This window comes from Actinomycetospora sp. C-140 (genome assembly GCF_054796175.1).
In genome coordinates this window covers 255183-277446 of record NZ_JBTWNF010000009.1, presented here as the reverse complement: position 1 = coordinate 277446, position 22264 = coordinate 255183, and the positions used below count along the sequence as shown (strand labels likewise).

The following is a 22264-nucleotide window of genomic DNA, read 5'->3' as shown; positions in this document are numbered from 1 at the left end:
AGCACGCCGAACTGCTCACGAGCGCGTAGCGCGCTCGTGACGATGTCGTCGAGGTCGCGGCGGGCGGTCCAGCCGAGGCGTTCGCGGATGCGGGTGACGTCGGCGACGACCGCGGGCGGGTCGCCGGGGCGGCGGTCGGCCACCGCGGGCTCGACGGGCCGCCCGGTGGCGCGGGCGATCGCCGCGACGACCTCGAGCACCGAGTAGCCGCGCCCGACGCCGACGTTGAGCGTCTCGCCGCCGGGCTCGTCGAGCAGCGCGGTCGCCGCGACGTGGGCGTCGGCGAGGTCGTCGACGTGGACGAAGTCGCGCACGCAGCTGCCGTCGGGGGTGTCGTAGTCGGTGCCGAACACCGCCGGCGCCGCGCCGCGGGCGACGGCGTCGAGCGCGATCGGCACGAGGTTGGCCTGGCCGCGGTCGGCGAGGCGGGCGTCGCGGGCGCCGGCGACGTTGAAGTAGCGCAGCGCGACATAGCGCAGGCCGGTGGAGCGGTGGACGTCGGCGAGCATCCACTCCCCGGCGAGCTTGGTGCTGCCGTAGGCGTTCACCGGCGCGCAGGGGGCGTCCTCGGCGACCGCGGCACCGGAGGTCGCGCCGTAGACCGCGGCGCTCGAGGAGTAGACGAGGCGCTCGACGCCGGCGCGGGTGGCGGCGTCGAGCACCGAGCGCAGGCCCTCGATGTTCTCGTGCCAGTACCAGAGCGGGTGGGCCACCGACTCCGGGACGCTCTTGCGCGCGGCGAAGTGCATGACGCCGTCGAGGCGGTGCGCGGTGATCGCCCCGGCGACGGCGTCGGTGTCCAGGACGGTCGCGCGCACCAGCGGCACGTCGTCGTCGACACGCTCGGCGAGCCCGCTCGTGAGGTCGTCGAGCACCACGACGTCGTCGCCGCGCGCCCGCAGCGCCCGCACGGTGTGCGCGCCGATGTAGCCCGCACCCCCGGTCACCAGCCACCGCTGCGCCAACTCGCCGCTCCCCTCGCGTGTCACCGGACGAGTTCCCGGGCGACGAGGTTACGAGGCGCCCGCGGGCAGCCGATTGATCGTCCCGTGATGTGCGCGGAGCGTGACTGTGATCGTCACGCAATGCCCCGTCCGAATTGTCGCATTACCACGAACGAGTGACAGACGGAGAAACGAATCGTTGAATGGGACCGACACCACCACTGCAGAACCACCGATCCGGTGTCTCCCTGCGAGGTCCGTCGTCGCGGCCGGGGGAGGGAGGCCGGGGGCCGAGGAGGTAGGACATGACCAACGTGCTGTCGAACCCGCCGTTCGACGATGCGACCCGCCGCGAGCACCTCTACCGCGGTGACGTCCTCGTCTACGGGGCCGGGCCCAGCACGCTCGCGCTCGTGGAGTTCACCCGCGACCTCGTGCAGGAGGCGTTCGGGGATCGCGATCCCGAGCTCGCGCAGTACACGATGGACGTGCACGAGTACGCGGCGCTGCTCGCCGAGCTCAAGCCGCGGTTCATCCACCACCCGCGGTGCAAGGAGCTGCTGCCGCGGATCCTCTCCGAGCGCGGGTGCGACCTCGAGCGCACCTACTTCGACGTGCCGCGGCTGCGCACGTCGACGTCGGACGACTACCTGACCACCGGCATCGCGTTCGCGTTCCACCCGCACCGCGACACCTGGTACTCGGCGCCCCTGTGCCAGACCAACTGGTGGATGCCGGTCTACCCCGCGTCGAGCGACAACGTCATGGCCTTCCACCCGAAGTACATGACCCAGGGGATCGCGAACGGCTCCTACCGCTACGACTACGTCGAGTGGAACCGGACGAGCCGCAAGGAGGCCGCGAAGCACGTCGGCACCGACACCCGGGACCAGCCCACCCCCGAGGAGCCGATCGAGCTCGACCCGCAGGTGCGCGTCGTGCCCGAGGTCGGCGGGATGATGGTCTTCTCGGGCAACCAGCTCCACTCGTCGGTGCCGAACACCTCGGGGCGCACCCGGTTCTCGATCGACTTCCGGGTCGTCGACATCGACGACGTCGCGGCGCGGCGGGGCTCGCCGAACCTCGACTGCCGGTGCACGGGCACCACGCTGCGCGACTTCGTGCGCGCGTCCGACCTCGCGCCGATGCCCGAGGAGCTGGCGGCCGCCTACGACGGCGCCGCGGTGCCGGTCGTCATGGCGTGACCGCTCCCCGCGGCGGTTCCCGGGTGGGCCGCCGCGGGGCCGTCCTCGTCCGGGCTCGCCTAGGAGAGCCGTCGCGGGGCCGCCATCGAACGCAGGGCCGGTGCGACGGGACGGCCGTCGAGCACCGATCCGGGGCCCTCGGTCAGCGCGCGCTCGTAGGCCGGGAGCGCGCCGGCCACGGCGGCCACGGTCTGCTCGACGTCGGCGTCGGTGTGCGCCGCGGAGATCACGAACGACTGCCCGAGCACACCGCGACGCAGCATCTCGGCGAGGAACACCGTGCGCATCTCCTGCGACGGCCTGCCCTCGGCGTCCCGGGTGCGGAACACCAGGCACGACGGGTGGCCGGCGACGTCCACGTACTCGGTCATGCCGGCGGCCGCGATCACCTCGTTGGCGGCCTCGGCGAGCGTCGTGCCCTGGCGGCGCATCGTCGCGACCGGGTCCTCGCGGCGGTAGGCCTCGACGACCGCCCGGAAGGCGGTGAGCCCGGCGGTCTCCGGGCCGTGGGTGGTGGAGAGCAGGAAGACGCGCTCGCGGTCGGTGCGCAGACCGCCCAGTTCCATGAGCTCGCGGCGCCCGGCCAGCGCGGACACGGGGAAACCGTTGCCCATCGCCTTGCCCCAGGTCGAGAGGTCCGGCGTCACGCCGTAGACGCCCTGGGCGCCGTGCTCCGACCACCGGAACCCGGTGATCATCTCGTCGAACACCAGGACCGCACCCTGGGCCGTGCACAGCTCGCGGACGCCCTCGAGGAATCCCGGCGCGGGCTCGACCAGCCCGGTGGCGGCCTCCATGAACACCGCGGCGATGCGGCCCGGGTACGCCTCGAAGACCGCGCGCAGCGACGCGACGTCGTTGTAGGCGAAGCGGACGGTCTCGTGGCGCACCGTCTCGGGGATGCCGGCGTTCATCGGCGTGTGGCCGATGAACCAGTCGTCGGTGGAGAAGAACGGCTGGTCGGCCATGGCGACCATGTCCCGCCCCGTGGCCGCCCGCGCCAGCTTCAACGCGGCGGTGGTCGCGTCGGACCCGTTCTTGGCGAACTTGACCATGTCCGCGCCCGACACGAGGCCCAGGAAGTCCTCCGCGGCCTGCAGCTCCAGGCGGTGGGGGCGGGAGAAGCTGATGCCGTCGTCGAGCGCGGCCCGGACCGCGGCGTTCACCGGCTCGTACGCGTGGCCGAGCGTCACGGCGCGCAGGCCCATGCCGTACTCGACGTATTCGTTGCCGTCCACGTCCCAGACCCGCGCCCCGCGACCACGCTCGAGGATGGGCGTCATGTGCTCGGGGTACTGGTCCGAGCCGCGCGCGTAGGTGTGCGCGCCGCCGGGCACGAGGTCGTGCAGGCGGGACTGCAGGCGGTTCGACTCGGTGAGCTCGATGTCGGTCTCCGGACCGGTCGGATACGACACGGACGTCATGGGCCTCAGCTTCCCTGGTCGACGCGTGCGGGCCGCGCGGGGGTCGGGCGGGGTCGGGCGGTGGTCGGCGGCGTCCTCGGCGTCCGGCCCGATCATGCGACGTCCGGGGTGAGCGCAGCGTTGCTCCGTGAGGGACGAGCATCACCCGATGCGGAACGTGTCGGCCTCGACACGCTGCGTGGCGTCACGGGGGAAGTGTGCCGCAACGCCGTCCCGCCACCCCGACGGCCCAGCACCGGTCCCCCGGACAGGACGCGCTGCGTGGACGCGACACACTGGTCCACATGGCAGCACCGGCCGAACCCCCCGGAGCAGGAGCTCTCGGGCCGAACGGGCGCCACGCGCGGCGTGACGGCGCCCGCCCGTCGTCGGGTCCACGGCACGCGGCCCCGGCCGACGAGGTGCCCGCCGTCCCGGGTGACGCCGAGCCGCGCGGTCGCCGCGGTGCCGCGGAGTCCGCGGAGTCCGCGGGGTCTTCGGTGGTCACAGGACGGCACGGGTCGCCGGGCGAGGTGTCCGGGGGAGATGCGCCCTCGCGCGGGGGTCGGCACGGGGCGTCGCCCGAGCCGGCGCGGGGTTCCGGCTCGGAACAGCCCGTGGCCGTGCCGGGGAGCGCCGACACCGACACCGTCGTCCGCGAGCCCTGGCCGCTCGCGGCGTCCTCGGACGCGTTGGCGGCCGTGCCGTCGTCCCCGGCGCTCGCCGCGGTGCCTGCCGCTCCGTCCGGCGACGACACCGTCACCGCCGCGGCGCCGACCTCGGTGCTGGGGTCCCGCCGCCTGACCTCGGTCCCGGCCGGACCCGACGGCTCGGGCACCACGGCGCTCCTGCCCGGGTCGCCGGCCGCCCCCACGGCCCAGGCCGGCGTCGCGGGCCTGCGTCCCGTGCCGCCGCCGGGCGCCGGGCCCGTTCCTGGTGGGCTCGTGCCGCCGGCGGGGCCTGGTGCGCCGGCGGGGCCTGGTGCGCCGGCGGGGCCTGGTGCGCCGGCGGGGCCTGGTGCGCCGGCCGCGTCTCCCGGCCCCGCGCCGTCCCGCGGTCCCGTCGGACCACCGGCCGGGGCGGCGTCCCCGCCGGGTCCCGGGCCGATGCCCGGTCCGGCGGTCGGGCCGGCGCCGTCCGGCTCGCCCGCACCCGGCCGGGGCCCGGTGGCCGCGGCCGCGGAGCCACCGGTGCGCCCGGCCGTCGCGCAGTCCTCGCTCCCATCGCGGCCCCGCACCCTCACCGCGCCGCCGACCGTCCCGCCGCCGCCCGGCGGCGCCGAGGAGGAGCCGCCGGCTCCGGACGGGCCGGCGTCCTCGGGTCGCCGGCGGGCGCCGATCCGCCGCGAGCCCGTGCCCGGCACGCCGATGGCCGGGTCACGACCGGTCTGGGGCCCGCCGCAGCCCGCCCGCTGAGCCCGCCCGCTGAGCCCACCCGGCCCCGGAGACGAACGAACGGCGCTCTCGCTGCTTCCGATGCAGCGAGAGCGCCGTTCATGTCCCCGACCGGGCGGCATCCGGACGATCGACGTACTCCCGGCGGGCGTCTCCACCGCGTCGAGCGCGGTCGCCCGGCGCCGATTTTCGATCTCGATCTCGCCGGGGACCACGATCGCCGGCTGACCGTGCTCGACGGGCGACGCGCGCCCCACCTGGCAGAGTCCGGGCGGTGGGCGATGCGGAGGTGACGGCGCGGATCGTCGACCTCGCCGCCGCCATGAGCCGCCGCGGCCCGTACCGGGCGCCCGTCGGCGCCGAGGTGGACGACCTCGACGACCTCGCCGACGCCCTCGCCACGGCGGACGTCCCCCGGGTGTGCCGGACGGGGGAGCGCCTGGGGCTCACGGCCGAGAAGATCGACGGCGAGCTCGTGCTGTCGTCGGACCCGACGGCCGAGCGCGCGTGGCTCGTCCTCGTGCTCCGGTCCGGGGTGGAGCCGGACGCGGTGGTCGAGGTGCCGCACCCCAACGCCGACCTCGACACGGAGCGGATCGCGCTCGCCGTCCACGACCGACGTCTCGCCACGCTCGTCCTGCAGGCTGGCGCCCACCGCATCGCCGGCGCACCGCGCACGGCGACCGACCGCGTCGACTGCCCCGCCGACGTCGTCGTCCGCGAGGACAGCCCGTTCGCCCGCGTCGCCGCCGTCCTCGCCGCGAGGCGGCTCCCGCAGGTCCAGCTGCACGGCTTCGCGGACCGGGGCGACGTCGACGTCGTGCTCTCGCCCGGGGCGGCGGCGCCCGGGGCCCTCGTCGACGCCGTGCGCGTCAGGTTGGAGGCGGCGGGGGAGCGCATCGGTGAGGGCGACGACCCGCGCTGGGCGGACCTCCTCGGACGACGCAACGTCCAGGGCCGCGCGGCCGCCCGCGCCGGGGCGGCGTTCGTGCACCTCGAGCTGTCCCGGTCCCTGCGGCGCGATCCCGGGCGTCGCGAGGCCGTGGCCGACGCGCTCGCCGCGGCCCTCGGCCCCGCGAGCGGGTGGATTTCCTGACGCTGAACATCAGCGTGGACGCCAGGCTTGCACCCCCGCCGCCGCCTCGAACACGGCACGGGGCCGGTCGGAGGAGATCCGACCGGCCCCGTGCGCGTCGTGCGGGGAAGCGTCCGTCAGCGACGGATGCGGAAGATGCCCCAGGCGAGCTGGCCGCTCTTGCCGCCGTTCACCCAGTTCTTCAGGCCCGTCTTCATGTTCGAGACGTACTCGTCGGAGATCGTGCCCTTGAACTTCGGCTCTGCGGCCTCGAGCTCGGCGAGGACGCGCCCGTAGTGGGTCGTGAGCTGCTGGGTGTGGTCCTCGAACGAGAAGTCGTTGAAGCCGTGCTTCGAGAACTCCTCGCGGTAGAAGCCCGGCGAGCCGAGAGTGTCGAGGTGCAGCCGGGCCAGGATCGGCGAGAGCGCCGAGGTGTCGGCGTTGTCGTCGGCCATCGGGTCGGTGAACACGACCTGGCCCTTGGGGGTGAGCACGCGCTCGATCTCGGCGATCACCTGGCGGCGCTCACCGGAGTGCAGGAAGGCGTCCTGCGACCAGACGAGGTCGTAGTAGTTGTCCTGCACCGGCATGCTCTCGAACGACCCGTCGACGACGTCGACGAGGTGGTCGAGGCCCCGGGCCCGGTTCTTCTCGCGGTTCCGCTCGTTCTCGACCTCGGAGAGGTTGAGGCACGTGACGTGGCACCCGAACGTCTTCGCGAGCCAGCGCGCCGAGCCGCCGTAGCCGGCACCCATGTCGAGGATGCGGGTCTTGTCGGTGATGCCCAGGTCCTGGGCCATGCGCTCGACGGTGCGCTGGGACGCGGGGGCGATCGCCTCGTCGGGGCTGTCGTACAGCCCGACGTGGATGTCCTCGCCGCCCCAGACCTCGTGGTAGAAGGTGTCGGCGTCGGTCGAGTTGTAGTAGTCGCGCGCGGTGTGGACCGCGGCCGAGTAGCTCTCAGTCAATTCATCGTCCGGTCGGTAGGTCTTCTCGGCCACGTGGATCCAGAAGTCCGGCGTCTCGTCGCCGTAGGTCTCCTGGAAGTCCCCGTAGGTGTCGACCTTCTGGAACCCGACCTCGCGCATGAGCCGGCGCACGTAGTCCTTGCGCAGCGGGAACATGTTGAGGTGGTACACGGATCCGTCGTCGTGGAACGTGTACCGGAAACGGGCGAGGCCGTCGTCGATGTACTCCGGCTCGGCGGTCACCGTGTCGCCGCAGTAGAAGTACTTGTGCTTCGACGAGAAGCCGTGGTCGAGGATCTCGTCGTAGTTGCGCTGATCGAGGATCAGCACGCCGTCGTGCTTCAGCATCGCGTAGAACTCGGCGAGGGCCTTGCGGCGGTCGCGCTCGTTGAACAGATGCGTGAAGGAATTGCCCAGGCAGATGATCGCGTCGTACTCACCGTGCACGTCACGGTTGAGCCAGCGCCAGTCCGCCTGGACCACGCGCAGCACGTGCCCGTGCTGGCGGCCGTTCTCGAACGCCTTGGCGAGCATCTCCGCGCTGCCGTCGGCGGAGACCGTCTCGAACCCGGCCTTCAGGAGCTGGAGCGAGTTGAAGCCCGTGCCGGTGGCGACGTCGAGCACCTTCTCGACCCCGCGGGCCGAGAGCTGGTCGATGAAGAACGAGCCCTCACTGGCGGCCCGGTCGTCCCAGCCGATGTAGTCGTCCCACTTGTCCACGAACCCCTTGATGTATTCCTCTTGGTAGTGGTTCGTGTCTCGGACTTCGTTCGGGTTCTCGCCGAACTCCTGGTGAACGTCGGCCTCGGTGTACTCGTCGAGGCCAGCCGCGGTGTCGGGGCTCCGGTCTGCGGCTGCGGTCATGTGTCCTCCGGACGTCGGTGACGCTTCCGGAGAGACGACGCTAGGCAGTCCGGCGCCGTCCCGGAACCACCCCCCGGGGCTGTACGGTCGACAGAATCGATACAGCGCCACTGTGTCGCGATCGGCAGAACGATCCATCAGGGCTGCTCCGACCGGGTGTGCACGAGCCCGGATCTCCGTGACCACATCGTGCTGTGATGGCAGCCACGTTTCGCCCGGAATACCGGTCGGACGGTCTGTCGCCCGTCCCTCGACCGTCCGTCACCGCCCGGTTACCCGGACGGCTCCACGATGACGGTCCGGTTCGCGCTCGCCGGACCGGGCAGCTGGCGGCCGTCCGGGCCGACGTCGTTGACGTAGCCGGGGAACTCGCTGCCCACGCCGCGAGTGGTGACGCGGTCGGCGGGGGCGCCCAGGTCCACGAGCAGCGACTTCACCGCCTCCGCGCGCCGCGTCGAGAGGTCGATCTGGCCCGGCAGGGTGCCGGCGCGGGCGCTGGTCCCGGTGAGGGCGAGCCGATTGTTCGGCGCGGCCGTCACGAACTGCGCGAACGGGGTGAGCACCGCCCGCGCCGCATTCCGGTCGCGGAACTCGGCGGTGTCGGGCTGGAACCCCACGGAATTGTCGTCGGGCAGCGCGGTGGCCTGTCCGGGCGTGATCGTCGGCGGCGGCGGGACGTCGACCGTGCTCACCGGCGGAACGTCGTCGGGGGCGTCGCCGCCGCGCGGCTCGTCGACGACGGCCACGCACGACGCCCCGCCCGCCTGCGCGATCGCCGTCCACAGGGCGACCAGCGACGAACGCTGCGCCGGGCTCAGCGCCGCCTGCGGCTCGGCGACGTCCCCGAGGCCCGCGAGCACCACCGTCTCGCCCTGCAGCCCCGGCAGCGCGTTCGCGGCCCGCAGCGCCTCGACGGTCTCGGCGGGCGGGGCGTCGAGCAGCCCGCGCTGCCGGAAGTCCAGCGGGTTCACCGTCGAGAGCCCCGAGTCGACGAGGACCACGGTGCCGGGCCGCTGGCCGCCCGCGGAGCGCCCCGCGAGGTCGAGCGCGGTGAGCACGTCGACCTCGGGCTGCTGCGCGCGCACACCGGTCAGGGCGTCGCCGAAGCCGCTGAGGAAATTGTTGCGGTCGTCCTCGGCGGCGATGCCGTTCCCGGCGTCGCTGGAGTACGTGTCGCTGCCCGCCGTGGTGGGCCGCCCGTCGACGTCGATCAGCGTGATCCGTGGCCGGTAGCCCTGGTCGACCGACCGCGAGAGCACCGAGACCGTCGCGTCCTGCACGGCCTGCGGCAGGCCGGGCGACGGGCTGTTCGCGCGCCCGGAGACCGCGAACGCCATCGGCCCCACGGGCACCGGGCACGAGAGGGCGCCGCCGCCCCCGCCCGAGAACCCCCCGCCCGCGGCGTCGTCGGAGCTCGAGCACCCCGCCAGGAGCACGCCGACGAGGGCGAGGGGGAGCAGGCCCGCCGGGCGGACCCACCCTCGACGCGTCGGCTCCGCTCCGCTGCGTGCCGCAGGGATCAACGATGGTCTCCGTTCGGGCTGGGGTCGGGGGCGGCCGGGATGAACGGGCGCATCTCCGGCGGCGCCTCCTCGCCGGGCACGACGTCGCTCGCCGGCGTGAACAAGGGGTAGAACGACGAGCCGGTGAGGCCGTCGGTGATCGACGGGTTGCCCTTCTTCGAGGCCATGAGCGTGCGCGCGTAGTTCTGCAGCTCGAGCATCTCGGCCACGACCTGCTGGCGGGCGGCGCGCCAGCGCTGGTCCTCGCGCTCGCGCTCGTTCTCCTGCTGGCGCAGCGCCTCGCGGGCGCGCTCGAGCTCGGCCCGGCTGGCCCGCTCGCGCTCGGTGGCCTGCTGCATCCGCTTCTCGGCCCGGCGCAGCGCGGAGGCGACCGGGTTGAACGACACGAACGTCGCGACCAGGGCGGCCATCCCGCTCGCGAGGAAGAGCGCGCCGAAGAGCAGGGCGGGCAGCAGCGCGGAGAGCTCGACGCCCGACGACGAGCCCCCGAAGCCCCCGCCGCCCGAGCCGAAGCCGCCGCCCCCGCCGGAGCCGAACCCGCCGCCGGACCCGCCCGACCCGAACCCGCCCCCGGAGCCGGAGCCGAACCCGCCGGACGACGTGGTGCTCGGGGTGAGCAGCCGCGTGTAGAAGGCGGCCGCACCGAGGGTCAGCCACGTCAGCGCGGCGAGCACGGTGAGCGTCACCGAGGACCGCGGGTCGCCGCAGCGCCGCCGGGCCAGGCCCTGGCCGACGAGGTGGGCGAGCCCGACCGCGGCCGCGGCGAAGCCGACCGTGCCGATGACGATGAGGAACGGCGAGCCGCGGAAGACCCGCGCGAGGACGACGTAGAAGGCCGCGATGTCGCCGCCGATCGCGAGCAGGATGATCACGAGCGCGAGGAGGTCCTCGCGCGAGCGGTTGATCATCAGCGTCGCGTCGCGGTACGAGCGCGGACGCGGCCCGCCGGCACGGTCCGGCCGGTCGTCCACCCCGCGGTCCTCCCCGGCGTCGCGGCCGCGGACGAACCGCCCGCGCAGGCCGCCGGTGCTCATCGGCGCGGGTCCGGGGTCATGGGATCTCCACGGTCGGGGGACGAGGCAGTGTAGGGCGCCCCGGCGACCGGGGGACGGGGCATCGGGCCGGTCGGCGGATCGGCGGGGGGCTCGGACGGTGGGTCCGCGCGGGCCGTGCGGTGACGCCCGGCCGGCGGTTCCTCGGCGGCGGGCGACCCGACCGGCTCGCTCAGCCGCTCCCGGGCCTCCTCGTAGTCGTGGCGGGCGATGCCGAGCGCGCGGCGGTCCCGGTCGTGGGATGCCTCCGCGTCGGCCAGCTGCTGGCGCGCGCCGCCGACGAGGCGGTCGATGACGGCCTGGTGGTCGGCGTGCTGCGAGTCGATCCGGGACAGCCAGCCCGACGCCCACGACGCGATGAGCGGGTCGAGCGCCGCGCCCGTGCCCTCGTCGACGCCGTCGAGCAGCTCCCCGACCAGCGTCCGCACCCGGCCGCGCGCGGCGCTCACGTCCGGCGTGGCCTGGTTCGGGTAGGGCATCGGCCCGACGCGGTCGGCGGCGTAGACCTGCTGGAACCGGTGCTCCTCCGGGGAGCCGGACGTCCCGGGCAGGCCGGGCAGGCTCGACAGCGGCGTCCCGGGCGGCGCCGCGCCGCCGGACGGGGCGGTCGGCGTCGGGGGACGGGCGGTGTCCGCGCGGCGCCCGGGCCAGAACCTGCGGGTGGCCATGGCTACTCCTGGGGGGTCGTCGCGCGGGACGAGGGAGGTGGGGTCGGGGAGGGGATCGTGGGCTCGGGGGCAGACGTTTCCGGCTCGTCCGCACCCTGCTCCGTGCCCGGCTCCGTGCCCGGCTCCGTGCCCGGCTCCGTGCCCTGCTCCGTGGCCTCGGCCGCGGCGACCCAGCCGGGCACGACCGGGTGCTGGGCGGCCAGGGCCGGACCGATGCGGTCGCCCGCCGGGTGGCGGCGCACGAGGTGGCGCTCGTAGGCACTGATGCGGCGCATGACCTGCGCGTGCAGCCGCCGGACGCGGGTGGCGCTGACGACCTCGCACGCCCGGATCGTGCTGCCGAGTCGGGCGTACTCCACCCGCATCTGCGTGAGCTGGGCGTGCAGCCGCCCCGCCTCGTCGACCAGCGGACGGCGGGTGGCCTCGTGCTCGCGCGCGCGGCGGGAGGCGACGACGTCGTCCGGGGTGTCCGCCTCGCCCCCGCGGCGGACGGCCAGCTGCCCGGTCCCGAGCAGCACGGGGATGGCGTCCAGCCGGGCGCGGACCCGCACCAGGTCGTGCTCGGCGGCGGGGATGCGGGCGGCCAGCGCGGCGCGCGACTGGTGCAGGGGCGCGACCTCGACGTCGAGGCGGACCCGCTCGCGGTGGGACCGGGCGAGGAAGTCCTGGTGGTACTCCTCCAGCGCCGGCGTCCCGACGGGCCGGCCCGGCTCCAGGCTCGGCAGCCCGGCGCGGGCGTCCGCGCGGGCCTGCCACCAGTCACGGGCGCGGGCGAGGGCCGAGTACCGGGGCATCGGCGAGCCGGTGGCGCCGGACGACGGCCCGGCCGGCCCCGTGGGCTGGGTCATCGAGGCCTCGTGGGGTGCCTCATGGCGCGTGCCGTTCCACCTGCTGGGTCCTCCCGCGTCGTCCCGGGACGGGACGTCCTCCCCGCCCGAGTCTAGGCCGGGCGCGGAGATCCCGACGCCGGCGGCCGAGGGGGCCGTGTCCGCACCGCGAAACGCCGATGATCGTCCGCTGGACGACACGCCGTTCGCGGCCTCACCCGAAGGGGCGGAAATCGCGGCCAGCCGATGCATCTCGATCGGAGGACGCCCACCGTTCGACCAGGGATTTCAACGCTCGACCCACCGAACGGCTGCGAGGCATACGGGTTAAGTGTTGGGCCATGTGGTCGATTCCTTGGGGGTGCAGAACGCAGTGGAGCCGGTGAGCGACATGACCGCACCGCACCCAGCGCTGACCGCGGCGCGGGGAGGCCTGGGGACCGCCGAGGTGGTCGCCGGTGTCGGCAGCACGGAGCTGGTCGACGCCGTCGACGAGGCCGTCGTCGCGGAGGTCGCCGCGCGCGTGACCGAGGCGAGCGAGGCCCTCGTCGACGCCGCGCGGGACGGCGCGACGGGCGCCGACGCCGGCCGGGATCCCCGCGAGCTCCGCCACCCCGTGGACCTCGAGGTGATCATCCCGGCGTACAACGAGTCCGGGCGGCTGCCCGCGACCCTGACCGCGATGGTCGCGTTCCTCTCCGAGCAGCCGTGGACCTCGCGGGTCGTGGTCGTCGACAACGGCAGCGTCGACGACACCGCCGCCTCGGTGCTCGCCGTGGACGGCCGCGCCTGCAACGTCCTGACCGGCTGGTGCGTCGAGGTCGTCGCGATCGGCTGCTCGAAGGCCGGCAAGGGCGCCGCGGTGTACCGCGGGCTGCGCACCAGCCGCTCGCGCCACGTCGGGTTCACCGACGCCGACCTCTCGACGCCGCTCGAGACGTTCCTGCCCGTGATGGCCGCGCTGGACGACGGCGCGGCCGCGGCCATCGGGTCGCGGCACGCGCCGGGCGCCCAGATCGCCGGACGTCAGCCACTGGGGCGCCGTCTCGGCGGGGCGGCGTTCCGGGCGCTGTCCCGGCCCCTGCTGCCCGGCGTGCACGACACCCAGTGCGGCTTCAAGTTCTTCGACCGCGCGGTCGTGCAGTCCGCGCTCTGGCGCTCCCGATCGATCGGCTTCGCCTTCGACGTCGAGCTGCTGCGCCACATCCGCGACGACGGCGGCCGCATCGTCGAGGTCCCCGTGACGTGGACCGACGTCGCCGGGTCGAGCTTCCACCCGATCCGCGACGGTCTCGCCGCGTTCGGCGCCGTCGCGCGCCTGCACCACCAGCTCGGCGGCGCCGCCGAGCCGTCCAGCGACCCGTCCGCCCGCCCGACCCACCGCGCCGCCGTCCGCGCCGCCGCCGGGAGCCCCGCATGACGACGACCGTCCCGTCCCGCCCCGACCGTCCCGACCCGACCGCCGCGCGCGACGGCGCCGTCCTCGTCGACGGCCGCGCGCTCTCCCGCATCGCCGGGCGGCGCATCCTCGTCCTCAACTGGCGCGACGTGCGGCACTCGCAGGCCGGCGGCGCCGAGACCTACGCCCACGAGATCTCGAAGCGCTGGGTCGCCGCCGGCGCCGAGGTCACCTGGCTGACGGCCCGCGACGCCGGGCAGTCCGCCCGCGACGACATCGACGGCGTGCGCATCCAGCGCGCCGGCGGCTCGCTGTCGGTGTACCTGCGCGCCGCGATGGACCTCGTGCGCCACGGCACCGGGTTCGACGCCATCCTCGACTGCCAGAACGGCATCCCGTTCTTCTCCCCGCTCTTCACCCGCGGCGACGTCCCGGTGATCCAGGTCGTGCACCACGTCCACCAGGACCAGTTCTCCACGCGCTTCTCCACCGCGGGCGCCGCGGTCGGCCGCCTGCTGGAGGGCCGTGTCGCCCGTCGCGTCTACCGCGGGCGGCGCACGGTCGCGGTGTCCGCCTCGACGCGCCAGGAGCTGCGCCGCCGGCTCAAGTTCTCCGACGTCATCGAGGTCGTCCCCAACGGGGGCTCCGGCCACCAGGGGATCGAGGCCACGTCCGAGCACCGGGCGCCGACGCCGACGATCGTCGTCACCAGCCGCCTCGTGCCGCACAAGCGGCTCGACCTGCTGCTGCACGCGGTGTCGGCGGCGCTGCCCGACGTGCCCGACCTCGCGGTCGAGGTGATCGGCGGCGGCCCCGAGCTCACGGCGCTGCGGCGGATGGCGGTCGAGCTGGGCCTCGCCCGGGTGGTGCGGTTCCACGGGCGGCTGCCCGACGAGGAGCGCGACCGGCTCATGAGCACCGCCTGGCTGACCACCAGCACCTCGGAGGGCGAGGGCTGGGGGATCGTGGTGCTCGAGGCCGCCGCCGACGGCGTGCCCTGCCTCGCGCTGCGCGCGCCGGGCATCCGCGACTCGGTGGTCGACGGCGTCACGGGCTGGCTCGTCGACGGCGTCGACGACTTCGCGGCGGCGCTGCCGCGCGTGCTCGGCGAGCTCGCCGACCCGGTGCGGGCCCGCGAGGTCGCCGACGACTGCCGCGCGTGGGCGGGCTGCTTCACCTGGGACCGCACCGCCGAGCTGATGGCGGGCGTGCTCGTCTCCGAGACGAGCGCGTTCCACCGCTCCGGCGCCGAGGAGACCCACCTGCCCCCGGCCGACCGGTCGGTGCTGGCGCGCGCGGCCACCCGCCGGCAGGCGCGCTCGGACATGACGGTGCTCGCCCGCTTCACCCACGACGACTCCGCGGCCGCGGCCGCGGCGCTGCGGCTCACCGACGAGTGCGCGGTGCGGGGTGACCAGGTGACCGCGCTGCTGCGCGGGTGCGACGAGGTGGACGCCCTCGCCGTGCTGGCCCGCGTCGGCGCCGTCGACCCGCGCGTGCGCCTGGCCTCCCGCCACGAGCTGCTCGGCGGGCCGGCACTCGTCGAGTCCCGGGCCGCCCGGGGGGACCGGGCCGACCGGGCCGACCGAGCTGACCGGGCGACGGCGCGCGGCCCGGCCCGATGACGGGACCGGCCACCGAGATCGTCCCCCCGGTCGCCGCCGTGGTGCCTGACCCGGCGACCGGGGCGGACACCACGACGGGCGCGCCACCCGCTCCCACGGGCGGGCACGCGACGCTGCTGTCCGCCTCGGCGGGCCTGGTCGGGCTGCTGAGCTACGCGTGCACGCTCGTCATGGCCCATCTGCTCGCGCCCGGCGACTACACGGCGTTCGCGGGCGCGGCGGCGCTCGTCGGGACGGCCGGGGTCGCGTCCGCGGCGCTGGTGCCGCTCCCGCTGGCCCACGTCGTGCGCGCCCACCCCGCCGGCAGCGCGGCGCGGCGCGACGCCCTGACCTTCGCGAGGGGCGTCTCGGTGCTGGTCGGGCTCCTCGCCGGGCTGGTGCTGGGCGCGGTGACCGCCGGCTTCGCGGCCGCCGCCACGGCGCTCGCCGCCGGCGTCTCGGCGTGGGCGCTGTTCGCGATCGCGCCCGTCTGGGGCCGCCTGCAGGGGCAGTCGCGGTTCGGTCGCTACGCCGTGCTCACGGTCGCCGAGGTCGCGGTGCGGCTGGCCGTCAGCATCGGCGCGGTGCTGCTCGGCGCGGGCGCCGCCGGCGCGGTCGGGGCCTTCGCCGTCGGCGCGCTCGTCGTCCTGCTCGCCGCCGGGCGCGCGGGGGCGGGGCGCGCGGAGGCGGGACGCGGTGGAGCGAGGGACGCCTCCGCTGCGCCCGACGCAGCGAAGGACGCCCTCGCTCCCGCACCCGGTGCCCCGCACGCAGCGAAGGACGCCCTCGCTCCCGCACCCGGTGCCCCGGACGCAGCGAAGGACGCCCTCGCTCCCGCACCCGGTGCCCCGCACGCAGCGAAGGACGCCCTCGCTCCCTCGACCGAGGCTGCCGACGCCACCGATGCCGCCCCGGAGACCGGTGCCGCCCGGGTCCGGCGGGTGCTCCTAGACCGCGCGCGCTGGCGCGAGACCGGCGGGGTCGCCGCGGTCCAGCTGGTGCTCTCCGGGCTGGCCGTCGCCGACGTCGTCGCGGTCGCCGGGGTCGCCGAGTCCCGCGTCGGTGTCGTCGCCGCGGCCGGCTACCAGGCCGTCGCGACGCTGGCCAAGGCGCCGGTCTACGTCGCGGTCGGTACCGCGCTCGTCAGCTTCCCGGTCCTGCGCGCCCTGCCCCCCGCGGGCGCCGCGGAGACCCGCGATCGCGCGATGCGCGAGGCGCTGACCACGTTCGTCCGCCTCGCCGTCCCCGCGGCCGCGGTCGTGGCGACGGTGCCGGCGGTGATCGTCGGGCTCATCCTGCCCGCCGCCTACGCGCCGTCGGTGGCGCTGCTCGGCCCGCTCGCCGCAGCCGGCTTCGGGCTCGGGGCGACGACGGTGCTCGCGACGCTGCTGCTCGCGGTCGGGGCACGCCGCTCGCTCGGGAGCGGGCTCGTCGTCGCGGCCGCGGCGCTCGTCGCCGGTGTGGTGCTCGGCCTGCGGGGCGGGGCGCCGGGCCTCGCCACCGGCACCGCGGCGGGTGCGCTCGTCGGGGCGCTCGCCCTGGCCGCGCTGGGTGCTCGGCGCCGACCGCGGGCCGGCCGCGCCGGAGCCGGTCTCGTCGCGTCTGCCGTGCGGGGCGTGCTCTACGCCGGGGTCGTCGTCGGGCTGCTGGCGCTGACCCGGGGCGCCCTGCTGCCGTGGCTGGTCGCGGTCGCCGTCGTCGGGCTCGGCGTCGTCGGGTTCCCCGTGCTCGTGGCGCGCGTCCGCGCCGCCGTCGACCCGAAGGGCGAGCTGCACCCCGCGCCGGGCGGCCTGCACGTCCTGCACCTCGCGTTCGAGGACCCGGAGATGCCGGGCTCGGGCGGCGGGGCCAAGCGCACCGCCGAGATCGACCGCCGGCTCGCCGCCGCCGGGTACCGCCTCACGGTCGTGACCCAGGGCTTCCCCGGAGCGCGCAACCGCACCGAGTACTACGGCGAGGGCGTCGTGCGGTGGGTGCACACCGCCAGCGGCGGCAACCGCCTCACGCGCCTGCTCGGCTACGTCGCCGGCGTGCCCGTCCACGTCCGGTCGGTCGAGGCCGACGTCGTCGTCGAGGACTTCTTCGCCCCCATCTCGTCGATGGCGGTGCCGTGGTGGTCACCGGCGCCGACGATCGGCATCGTCCAGTGGCTCAACGCCCGCGAGAAGGCCGTGCAGTACCGGGTGCCGGTCCACTGGGTCGAGCGGCTCGGGGTGGGCAGCCACCGCCGGCTCATCGGCATGTCGCAGGGGGTCGCCGACGCCCTGCTCGCGATGAACCCCCGGGTGCAGACCTGGGTCATCGGCAACGGCGTCGACCCCGAGGCCTTCACGGCGCGGCGCCGCGGCCCCGGATACGACGTGGTGTTCGTCGGGCGCCTCGAGATCGCGCAGAAGGGACTGGACCTGCTGATCGACGCGTGGGCGCGTGTCGCGGGAAAGGTCGGCGGGAGCCTCGTGCTCGCCGGGACCGGGCCCGACGAGGAGCTGCTGCGTGTCCGCGCGCAGCGCCACGGGGTCGGCGACAGCGTGCACTTCGTCGGCTGGGTGTCCGGCGAGGCGAAGTACGACCTCGTCGCCAACGCGCGCCTCACCGTCGTCCCGTCCCGGTTCGAGACCTTCGGCATCGTGGCCGCCGAGGCGCTGGCGTGCGGCACCGCGGTCGTGGCCTACGACATCCCCTGCCTGCGGGAGGTCGTGCCCTCCGAGGCCGGCGCCCTCGTCCCCTACACCGACGAGCACAGCACCGACGCGGCCGCGCTCGCCACGGCCATCCGCACCGTGGCCTGCTGCGACGGGCTGCGCGAGGCCGCGGCCGAGCGGGGTCCGGCCCTCGCCGCCGTGCACGACTGGGACGCCCTCGCCCGCGCCCAGGAGCGGGTGCTGCGCGACGCCGCCGGCGTCCCGGACCGTCCGCACGCGGACCCCCCGCCGGCGGTGCCGCCGGCCCCGGGCCCGCCGTGGACCGGCGTCGCCCGCTTCGACCCCGAACCCTCCACGAACCGCTACCGACGGCCGCTGGTGCTGCAGCCCCGACCCGTCGAGGAGCTCCGATGACCGCCGGCGCCACCCGCACCGGCCCCCTGGCCTCGCTCGTGTCGCTGCAGGAGCGGCCCGCCCGGGATCCGATCACCCGCTCCCTGCACCCGCCGCGCGACCCGGAGACCGCGGAGATCCTGATCCCGCCCGGGAGCGGGCGCACGGTGCGCGACCGCGAGGCGATGTCGGGCATCGCCCGGCAGGTCCTGTTCTGGCTGCTGCTCGTCCTGCTCGCCGCGGGCACGGTCGCGTTGCGGGCGTGGCACCAGTCCTCGGCGTACGAGCTGTTCATGGACGAGATCCAGTACGCCGACGTCGGCAACTCGTTCGCCGCCGGCGTGGGGCCGCAGCTCTTCGACGAGCCCTTCTTCCTGCACCCGCCGCTGCTGTTCGCGCTGTTCGGGCTGTTCATCGGCGAACCCGTGCCCCACATGACCGTCGAGTTCGTGCTCGGGCTGCGCCCGATCGAGCTGATGTTCGCCGGAGCCAACGTCCTGCTCGTCGTCGGCATCGCCCGCCGCGTGGTCGGGCCCTGGGCCGCGCTGCTGGCGGGGGTCGTCTACGCGCTCGACCCGTTCGTCGTGCGCTTCGACAGCCGCCTCATGCTCGAGGCCCCGATGATGTTCGGGATCCTCGCGGGGGTCCTCGCCCTCCTCGTCGCCGTCGACCAGGGCACCCGGTCGGCGCGCTGGACCTGGCTGGCCCTGGGCGGGTTCGCCTGGGGCGTCGCGATCACGACGAAGAGCACCGCGGCGCTGATCACCGCGTTCCCGCTGCTGCTCATGCTCGTCATGTCGTGGGGACTGCGGCGCAAGGAGGCGCTCGGGGTCCTCGCCGTGCAGGCCTCCGTCTACGCGACCTACATCGTCTGGGTCCTCGCCACCGGCAACGTCGCGCCGTGGTTCGACCAGACGATCGCCGGGACGCTGCGCGCGGTCGGCATCATCAAGCAGACCGGCTTCAACGCCCCGCACTCGTCCTCGTTCCTCGACCGGCTGCTGGTCCAGGGCGTCTGGTTCTTCCCGTCCTACCTGCTCATCGGTGTGGCGGTGACCTACTCGTCGTACCTGCTGCTCATCGGCTGGCGGTCGCTGCGGGTCGGCCGCACGCCGGGCAAGAGCGGCAAGGGCGGGAAACGACGCCGGCACGGCACGCACGCACGGCGGGGCGACTGCGACGACCTCGGGCTGCTGACGTGCTGGCTGGCCGGGGTGCTGGGCGCGATCGTCTACACGTTCGGGCTCGGCGAGGTCGAGGAGCAGACGTTCTACCTGCTCGCCGTCCCGTCCACGGTGGTCGTCGCGATGCTCGTGACGCAGATGGCCTCGTGGCGCGGGGTCTGGCGCGTCGCGCTGACCGTCGCCGTGGCCCTCGTCCTGACCGCCTCGTCGATCATCTGGTTCACCCTGCGCACCGACCGCGACGACACCTACCAGCAACTGGTCCAGTACATGTACGCGAACATCGACGTCCAGAACGAGGTCGCGGTCGGGGAGCACACCGCACAGTTCGTGCTGCCGGGCTTCGGCATCCACGAGCTCGACTCGATCGACTCCGCCCGCCGGACCTACTCGCGCTACGCGCTGGTGTCGACGGAGCTGACGAAGCAGGGCCTCGCCCCCGCCTCGCCCGAACTGGTCGACGAGCTGGCCCGGCGGTACACGCTCGTGTTCACCGCGCACGGGCGCACCGCGGGCGACCTGCGGCTCTACGACCTGAACCAGCCGCTCGACGGCACCCCGCCGGTGGCTCCGGGGCCGCCCCGATGAGCCCGAAGCAGAAAGGCCTCATCCGGAGCCTGGTCGGCATCCGCGGCTACCTCTCGGTGGTGGTCGTGGCCGTGCACCTGTCGCCGTTCGCGATCGCGCTCGCGCCGGTGACCGCGCCGTTCTTCCTGCCGATCTGGCACCACGCCTACGTCGCGCTGGACCTGTTCTTCGTCCTGTCCGGCTTCGTGGTCACGGCCGGCTACCGGAAGGTCTTCGCGCGCTGGCCGGGGTGGGGCACCTTCGGGAAGTTCCTGTGGGCGCGGCTGTCGCGGTTCTACCCCGTCCACCTCGCGGTGCTCGCCGTGCTGGTCGGCGCCGTGCTCGGCGCCCGGGCGATCGGCCGGGAGATCCCGCACGGCGGCAACCTGGGGATCGACCTGATCCGCCAGATCACGCTCACCTCGGGGTGGGGCGGCGCGCACGCGCTGACGTGGAACGGGCCGGTGTGGTCGCTGTCGGCGGAGTGGTTCTGCTACCTGCTGCTCCCGCTGCTGCAGCCCCTCGTGCTGCTGCTGCGCACCCGCCTCGCCGTCGTCGCCGGGTACCTCGTCGCCTGCGCGATCCCGCTGGTCGCCTACTCGATCATCGGGTTCGCCGACGGCACGATCACCTACGGGATGCCGCTGCCGCGCGCGCTGGGCTTCTTCCTCGCCGGCGCGTGCCTGCAGCAGCTCCTGCACGTCGACCGGCGCCTGCCCGGGCTCGCGGGCCGGTTCACCGGGCCGATCGCGATCGCGGGCTTCGCGCTCATCGTGCTGACCTCGAACCTGGGGCTGTCGACGATGTACGCCCTGCCCGTCGTCGGCCTGACGGTGCTCGCGCTCGGGGAGGAGCGCGGGTGGCTCGACCGCGTCCTGTCGACGAAGGCCAGCATGCTCGGCGGCGAGGTCAGCGTCGCGATCTTCCTGACCCACGTGCCGTGGCTGCTCGGGTCGTCGCTGCTGATCAACCCCCGGACCTTCCCCGGCGCCTGGGGCTGGCTCGGGATCGTCCTGCTGCTCGTCGGTGTCGGGGTGTGCGGGTGGCTCGCCTTCGTGCTCGTCGAACGCCCGGGTCAGCGGCTCATGCGCTCGATGATCAGACGACCGAGGAAGGCGCCCGCCGAGCCCGTCGCCGAGCGCACCGAGGAGGCGGTCGAGGAGGCGGCCTCGCCCGGCGGGGCGGACGCCACCGGGGCCCGGACCGGCCGGTGACACGCTCCGGCGGGCTCGTCCTCGCCCTCGTGGTCGTGCTGGTCACGGGGGCGGGCTGCCCGTCGCAGGCCACGCCCGCCGCCGACCCCGCGTGGGGCGTGGTCGACTCGACGTGCGCCCCCGACCGGCTCGCCGCCCAGCGCGGCGCCGGGCTGTCGGTGGCCGTGGTCGAGGCGTACTGGGACCGGCTCCAGCCGCGGCCCGGGGCGTTCGACGCGGACGCGGCCGCCGAGCTGGCCGCGCGGGTCGGGCGCTGCCTGGCGGCGGGCCACCGCGTCGTGCTCGGGTCCGGGACGCAGTACCCGCCGTCCTGGGTGACCGGTCTGCCCCACGCGCTGCTGCGCGACCAGCGCGGCGCGGCGCCGCTGACGGGCGGGCTCGACACCGTGTTCGCCGCGGAGCCCCGCGCCGCGCTCGACGACTACCTCACCCGCCTCGTGGCGGCCCTCCCGCCCGGCCGCGTCTCCGGGATCCGGGTGGGGACGAGCGCGGCCGGCGAGATCGGCTACCCGGGCCCGGAGACGTCCGGGTACGGCGTCACCTCCTGGTGGGGGTTCTCCGAACCGGCGCAGACGGGCGTCGGCCTCGCCCCGGGCCAGCGTGCCGCGCCGCTGCCCGGCTGGGTGCCGGGCACGGCGACGTGGGAGGGCCGCGCGGTCACCGCGGTCGACGCGGGGCAGTGGCTCGGCTGGTACACCGGCGCGCTCGTGACGGCCCTGGCGGCGCAGGCGCGCACGCTCCGGGCGGCCGGGTTCAGCGGCGAGGTGCACGTGCCGATGCCCGGCCGCGGGGTCCTGCCCGCCGACCGGTCGGTGGCGATGGGCTCGCTGCTCGACGGGCACGGCGGCCGCGACGGGGCCCTCGAGCGCGGCCTCGACTACGTCGCCGCCATGCCCGCGCTCGCCGACGCCGTGCCCCGCCCCGTCGTCGTCGACCTCACCTCCGTCGACGACGCGAGCGCGGTCCGCGCGCGAGCGCTCGACCCGCCGCAGGACACCTGCGAGCCCGAGGACGCGACGGACTCGCTGGAGCCGACGGTGCGCGTCGAACGGTGGTCCAACCTGCGCTTCGCGCGCGCCCAGGCGGCCCGTGCCGGTCTGCCGGTGGTCGGGGAGAACGCGGGCCCGCCCGGCGACACCACCGGCGGCTCCCCGGACTCCGACCCCGAGACCGAACAGGTCCGGCGCGCGCCCGGCTACGCCCGCGACTGCGGCCTCGCGACCTTCTTCCTCGCCTTCGAGGAGGACCTGCACACCGATCGCTCCGGGGTGACCCTCGCCGACTACGTCGCCGCCATCGCCACGTCGGCGCCGTGACGTCCCCGGGGCGGGAACTCCG

The 22264-nt window shown here is 75.2% G+C and carries 16 protein-coding genes; 9 read left to right on the top strand and 7 right to left on the bottom strand.

All coding sequences use genetic code 11. The annotated features are described in order from the left end of the window. A partial coding sequence (gene galE, locus ACR9E3_RS17315) for a UDP-glucose 4-epimerase GalE (RefSeq protein ID WP_460381620.1) occupies positions 1 to 965 on the bottom strand: 965 nt, incomplete at its 3' end. 284 nt (positions 966 to 1249) lie between these two features. Here galE and ACR9E3_RS17310 point away from each other — a divergent pair. Next, positions 1250 to 2149, top strand: a complete 900-nt coding sequence (locus tag ACR9E3_RS17310; protein WP_460381618.1) for a phytanoyl-CoA dioxygenase family protein — start codon at positions 1250 to 1252, stop codon at positions 2147 to 2149. 59 nt (positions 2150 to 2208) lie between these two features. On the opposite strand, the gene ACR9E3_RS17305 is transcribed toward ACR9E3_RS17310, so the two are convergent. Next, positions 2209 to 3573 carry a glutamate-1-semialdehyde 2,1-aminomutase gene (locus tag ACR9E3_RS17305; RefSeq protein WP_460381616.1) on the bottom strand — a complete coding sequence of 455 codons (1365 nt, stop codon included), beginning with the start codon at positions 3571 to 3573 and terminating at the stop codon, positions 2209 to 2211. 596 nt (positions 3574 to 4169) lie between these two features. Here ACR9E3_RS17305 and ACR9E3_RS17300 point away from each other — a divergent pair. Beyond that, on the top strand, positions 4170 to 4967 hold the full coding sequence (locus ACR9E3_RS17300; RefSeq protein ID WP_460381614.1) for a hypothetical protein: 798 nt from the start codon (positions 4170 to 4172) through the stop codon (positions 4965 to 4967). 253 nt (positions 4968 to 5220) lie between these two features. Beyond that, a complete protein-coding gene (locus tag ACR9E3_RS17295; RefSeq protein ID WP_460381612.1) occupies positions 5221 to 6042 on the top strand; it encodes a hypothetical protein in 822 nt (273 codons plus the stop codon). Positions 6043 to 6158: 116 nt separating this feature from the next. On the opposite strand, the gene ACR9E3_RS17290 is transcribed toward ACR9E3_RS17295, so the two are convergent. From ACR9E3_RS17290 to ACR9E3_RS17270, 5 genes are all read right to left on the bottom strand, one after another. Then, positions 6159 to 7853, bottom strand: a complete 1695-nt coding sequence (locus ACR9E3_RS17290; RefSeq protein ID WP_460381610.1) for a glycine/sarcosine N-methyltransferase — start codon at positions 7851 to 7853, stop codon at positions 6159 to 6161. A gap of 272 nt (positions 7854 to 8125) precedes the next feature. Further along, the gene (locus ACR9E3_RS17285) at positions 8126 to 9376 is read right to left on the bottom strand and encodes an OmpA family protein (protein WP_460381608.1); all 1251 of its coding nucleotides are present in this window, start codon (positions 9374 to 9376) and stop codon (positions 8126 to 8128) included. Next, positions 9373 to 10410, bottom strand: coding sequence for a hypothetical protein (locus ACR9E3_RS17280; RefSeq protein WP_460381606.1), 1038 nt, complete (start codon positions 10408 to 10410; stop codon positions 9373 to 9375). Before ACR9E3_RS17280 ends, ACR9E3_RS17285 begins: the two co-directional genes overlap by 4 nt. Then, on the bottom strand, positions 10407 to 11096 hold the full coding sequence (locus tag ACR9E3_RS17275; protein WP_460381604.1) for a hypothetical protein: 690 nt from the start codon (positions 11094 to 11096) through the stop codon (positions 10407 to 10409). The genes ACR9E3_RS17280 and ACR9E3_RS17275 overlap by 4 nt, the downstream gene beginning before the upstream one ends. A gap of 2 nt (positions 11097 to 11098) precedes the next feature. Further along, complete coding sequence (locus ACR9E3_RS17270) at positions 11099 to 11944, bottom strand: hypothetical protein (protein WP_460381602.1); 846 nt, start codon at positions 11942 to 11944, stop codon at positions 11099 to 11101. Between the two features lie 370 nt (positions 11945 to 12314). Here ACR9E3_RS17270 and ACR9E3_RS17265 point away from each other — a divergent pair, with 370 nt between their 5' ends. Genes ACR9E3_RS17265 through ACR9E3_RS17240 form a run of 6 tightly spaced genes read left to right on the top strand, consistent with a single transcriptional unit; the run spans position 12315 to position 22242 of the window. Further along, positions 12315 to 13343 (top strand): glycosyltransferase, encoded by a 1029-nt coding sequence (locus ACR9E3_RS17265; protein WP_460381600.1) that lies wholly within the window; start codon positions 12315 to 12317, stop codon positions 13341 to 13343. Then, positions 13340 to 14947: a glycosyltransferase family 4 protein gene (locus ACR9E3_RS17260; protein WP_460381598.1), complete on the top strand. Its 1608-nt coding sequence runs from the start codon at positions 13340 to 13342 to the stop codon at positions 14945 to 14947. Before ACR9E3_RS17265 ends, ACR9E3_RS17260 begins: the two co-directional genes overlap by 4 nt. After that, positions 14944 to 17982: a glycosyltransferase family 4 protein gene (locus ACR9E3_RS17255; RefSeq protein WP_460381596.1), complete on the top strand. Its 3039-nt coding sequence runs from the start codon at positions 14944 to 14946 to the stop codon at positions 17980 to 17982. The genes ACR9E3_RS17260 and ACR9E3_RS17255 overlap by 4 nt, the downstream gene beginning before the upstream one ends. Further along, the gene (locus ACR9E3_RS17250; RefSeq protein ID WP_460381594.1) at positions 17979 to 19733 is read left to right on the top strand and encodes an ArnT family glycosyltransferase; all 1755 of its coding nucleotides are present in this window, start codon (positions 17979 to 17981) and stop codon (positions 19731 to 19733) included. Before ACR9E3_RS17255 ends, ACR9E3_RS17250 begins: the two co-directional genes overlap by 4 nt. After that, a complete protein-coding gene (locus ACR9E3_RS17245; protein ID WP_460381592.1) occupies positions 19730 to 20926 on the top strand; it encodes an acyltransferase family protein in 1197 nt (398 codons plus the stop codon). The genes ACR9E3_RS17250 and ACR9E3_RS17245 overlap by 4 nt, the downstream gene beginning before the upstream one ends. Continuing rightward, positions 20923 to 22242, top strand: a complete 1320-nt coding sequence (locus tag ACR9E3_RS17240) for a hypothetical protein (protein WP_460381590.1) — start codon at positions 20923 to 20925, stop codon at positions 22240 to 22242. Before ACR9E3_RS17245 ends, ACR9E3_RS17240 begins: the two co-directional genes overlap by 4 nt. Positions 22243 to 22264: the final 22 nt, after the last annotated feature.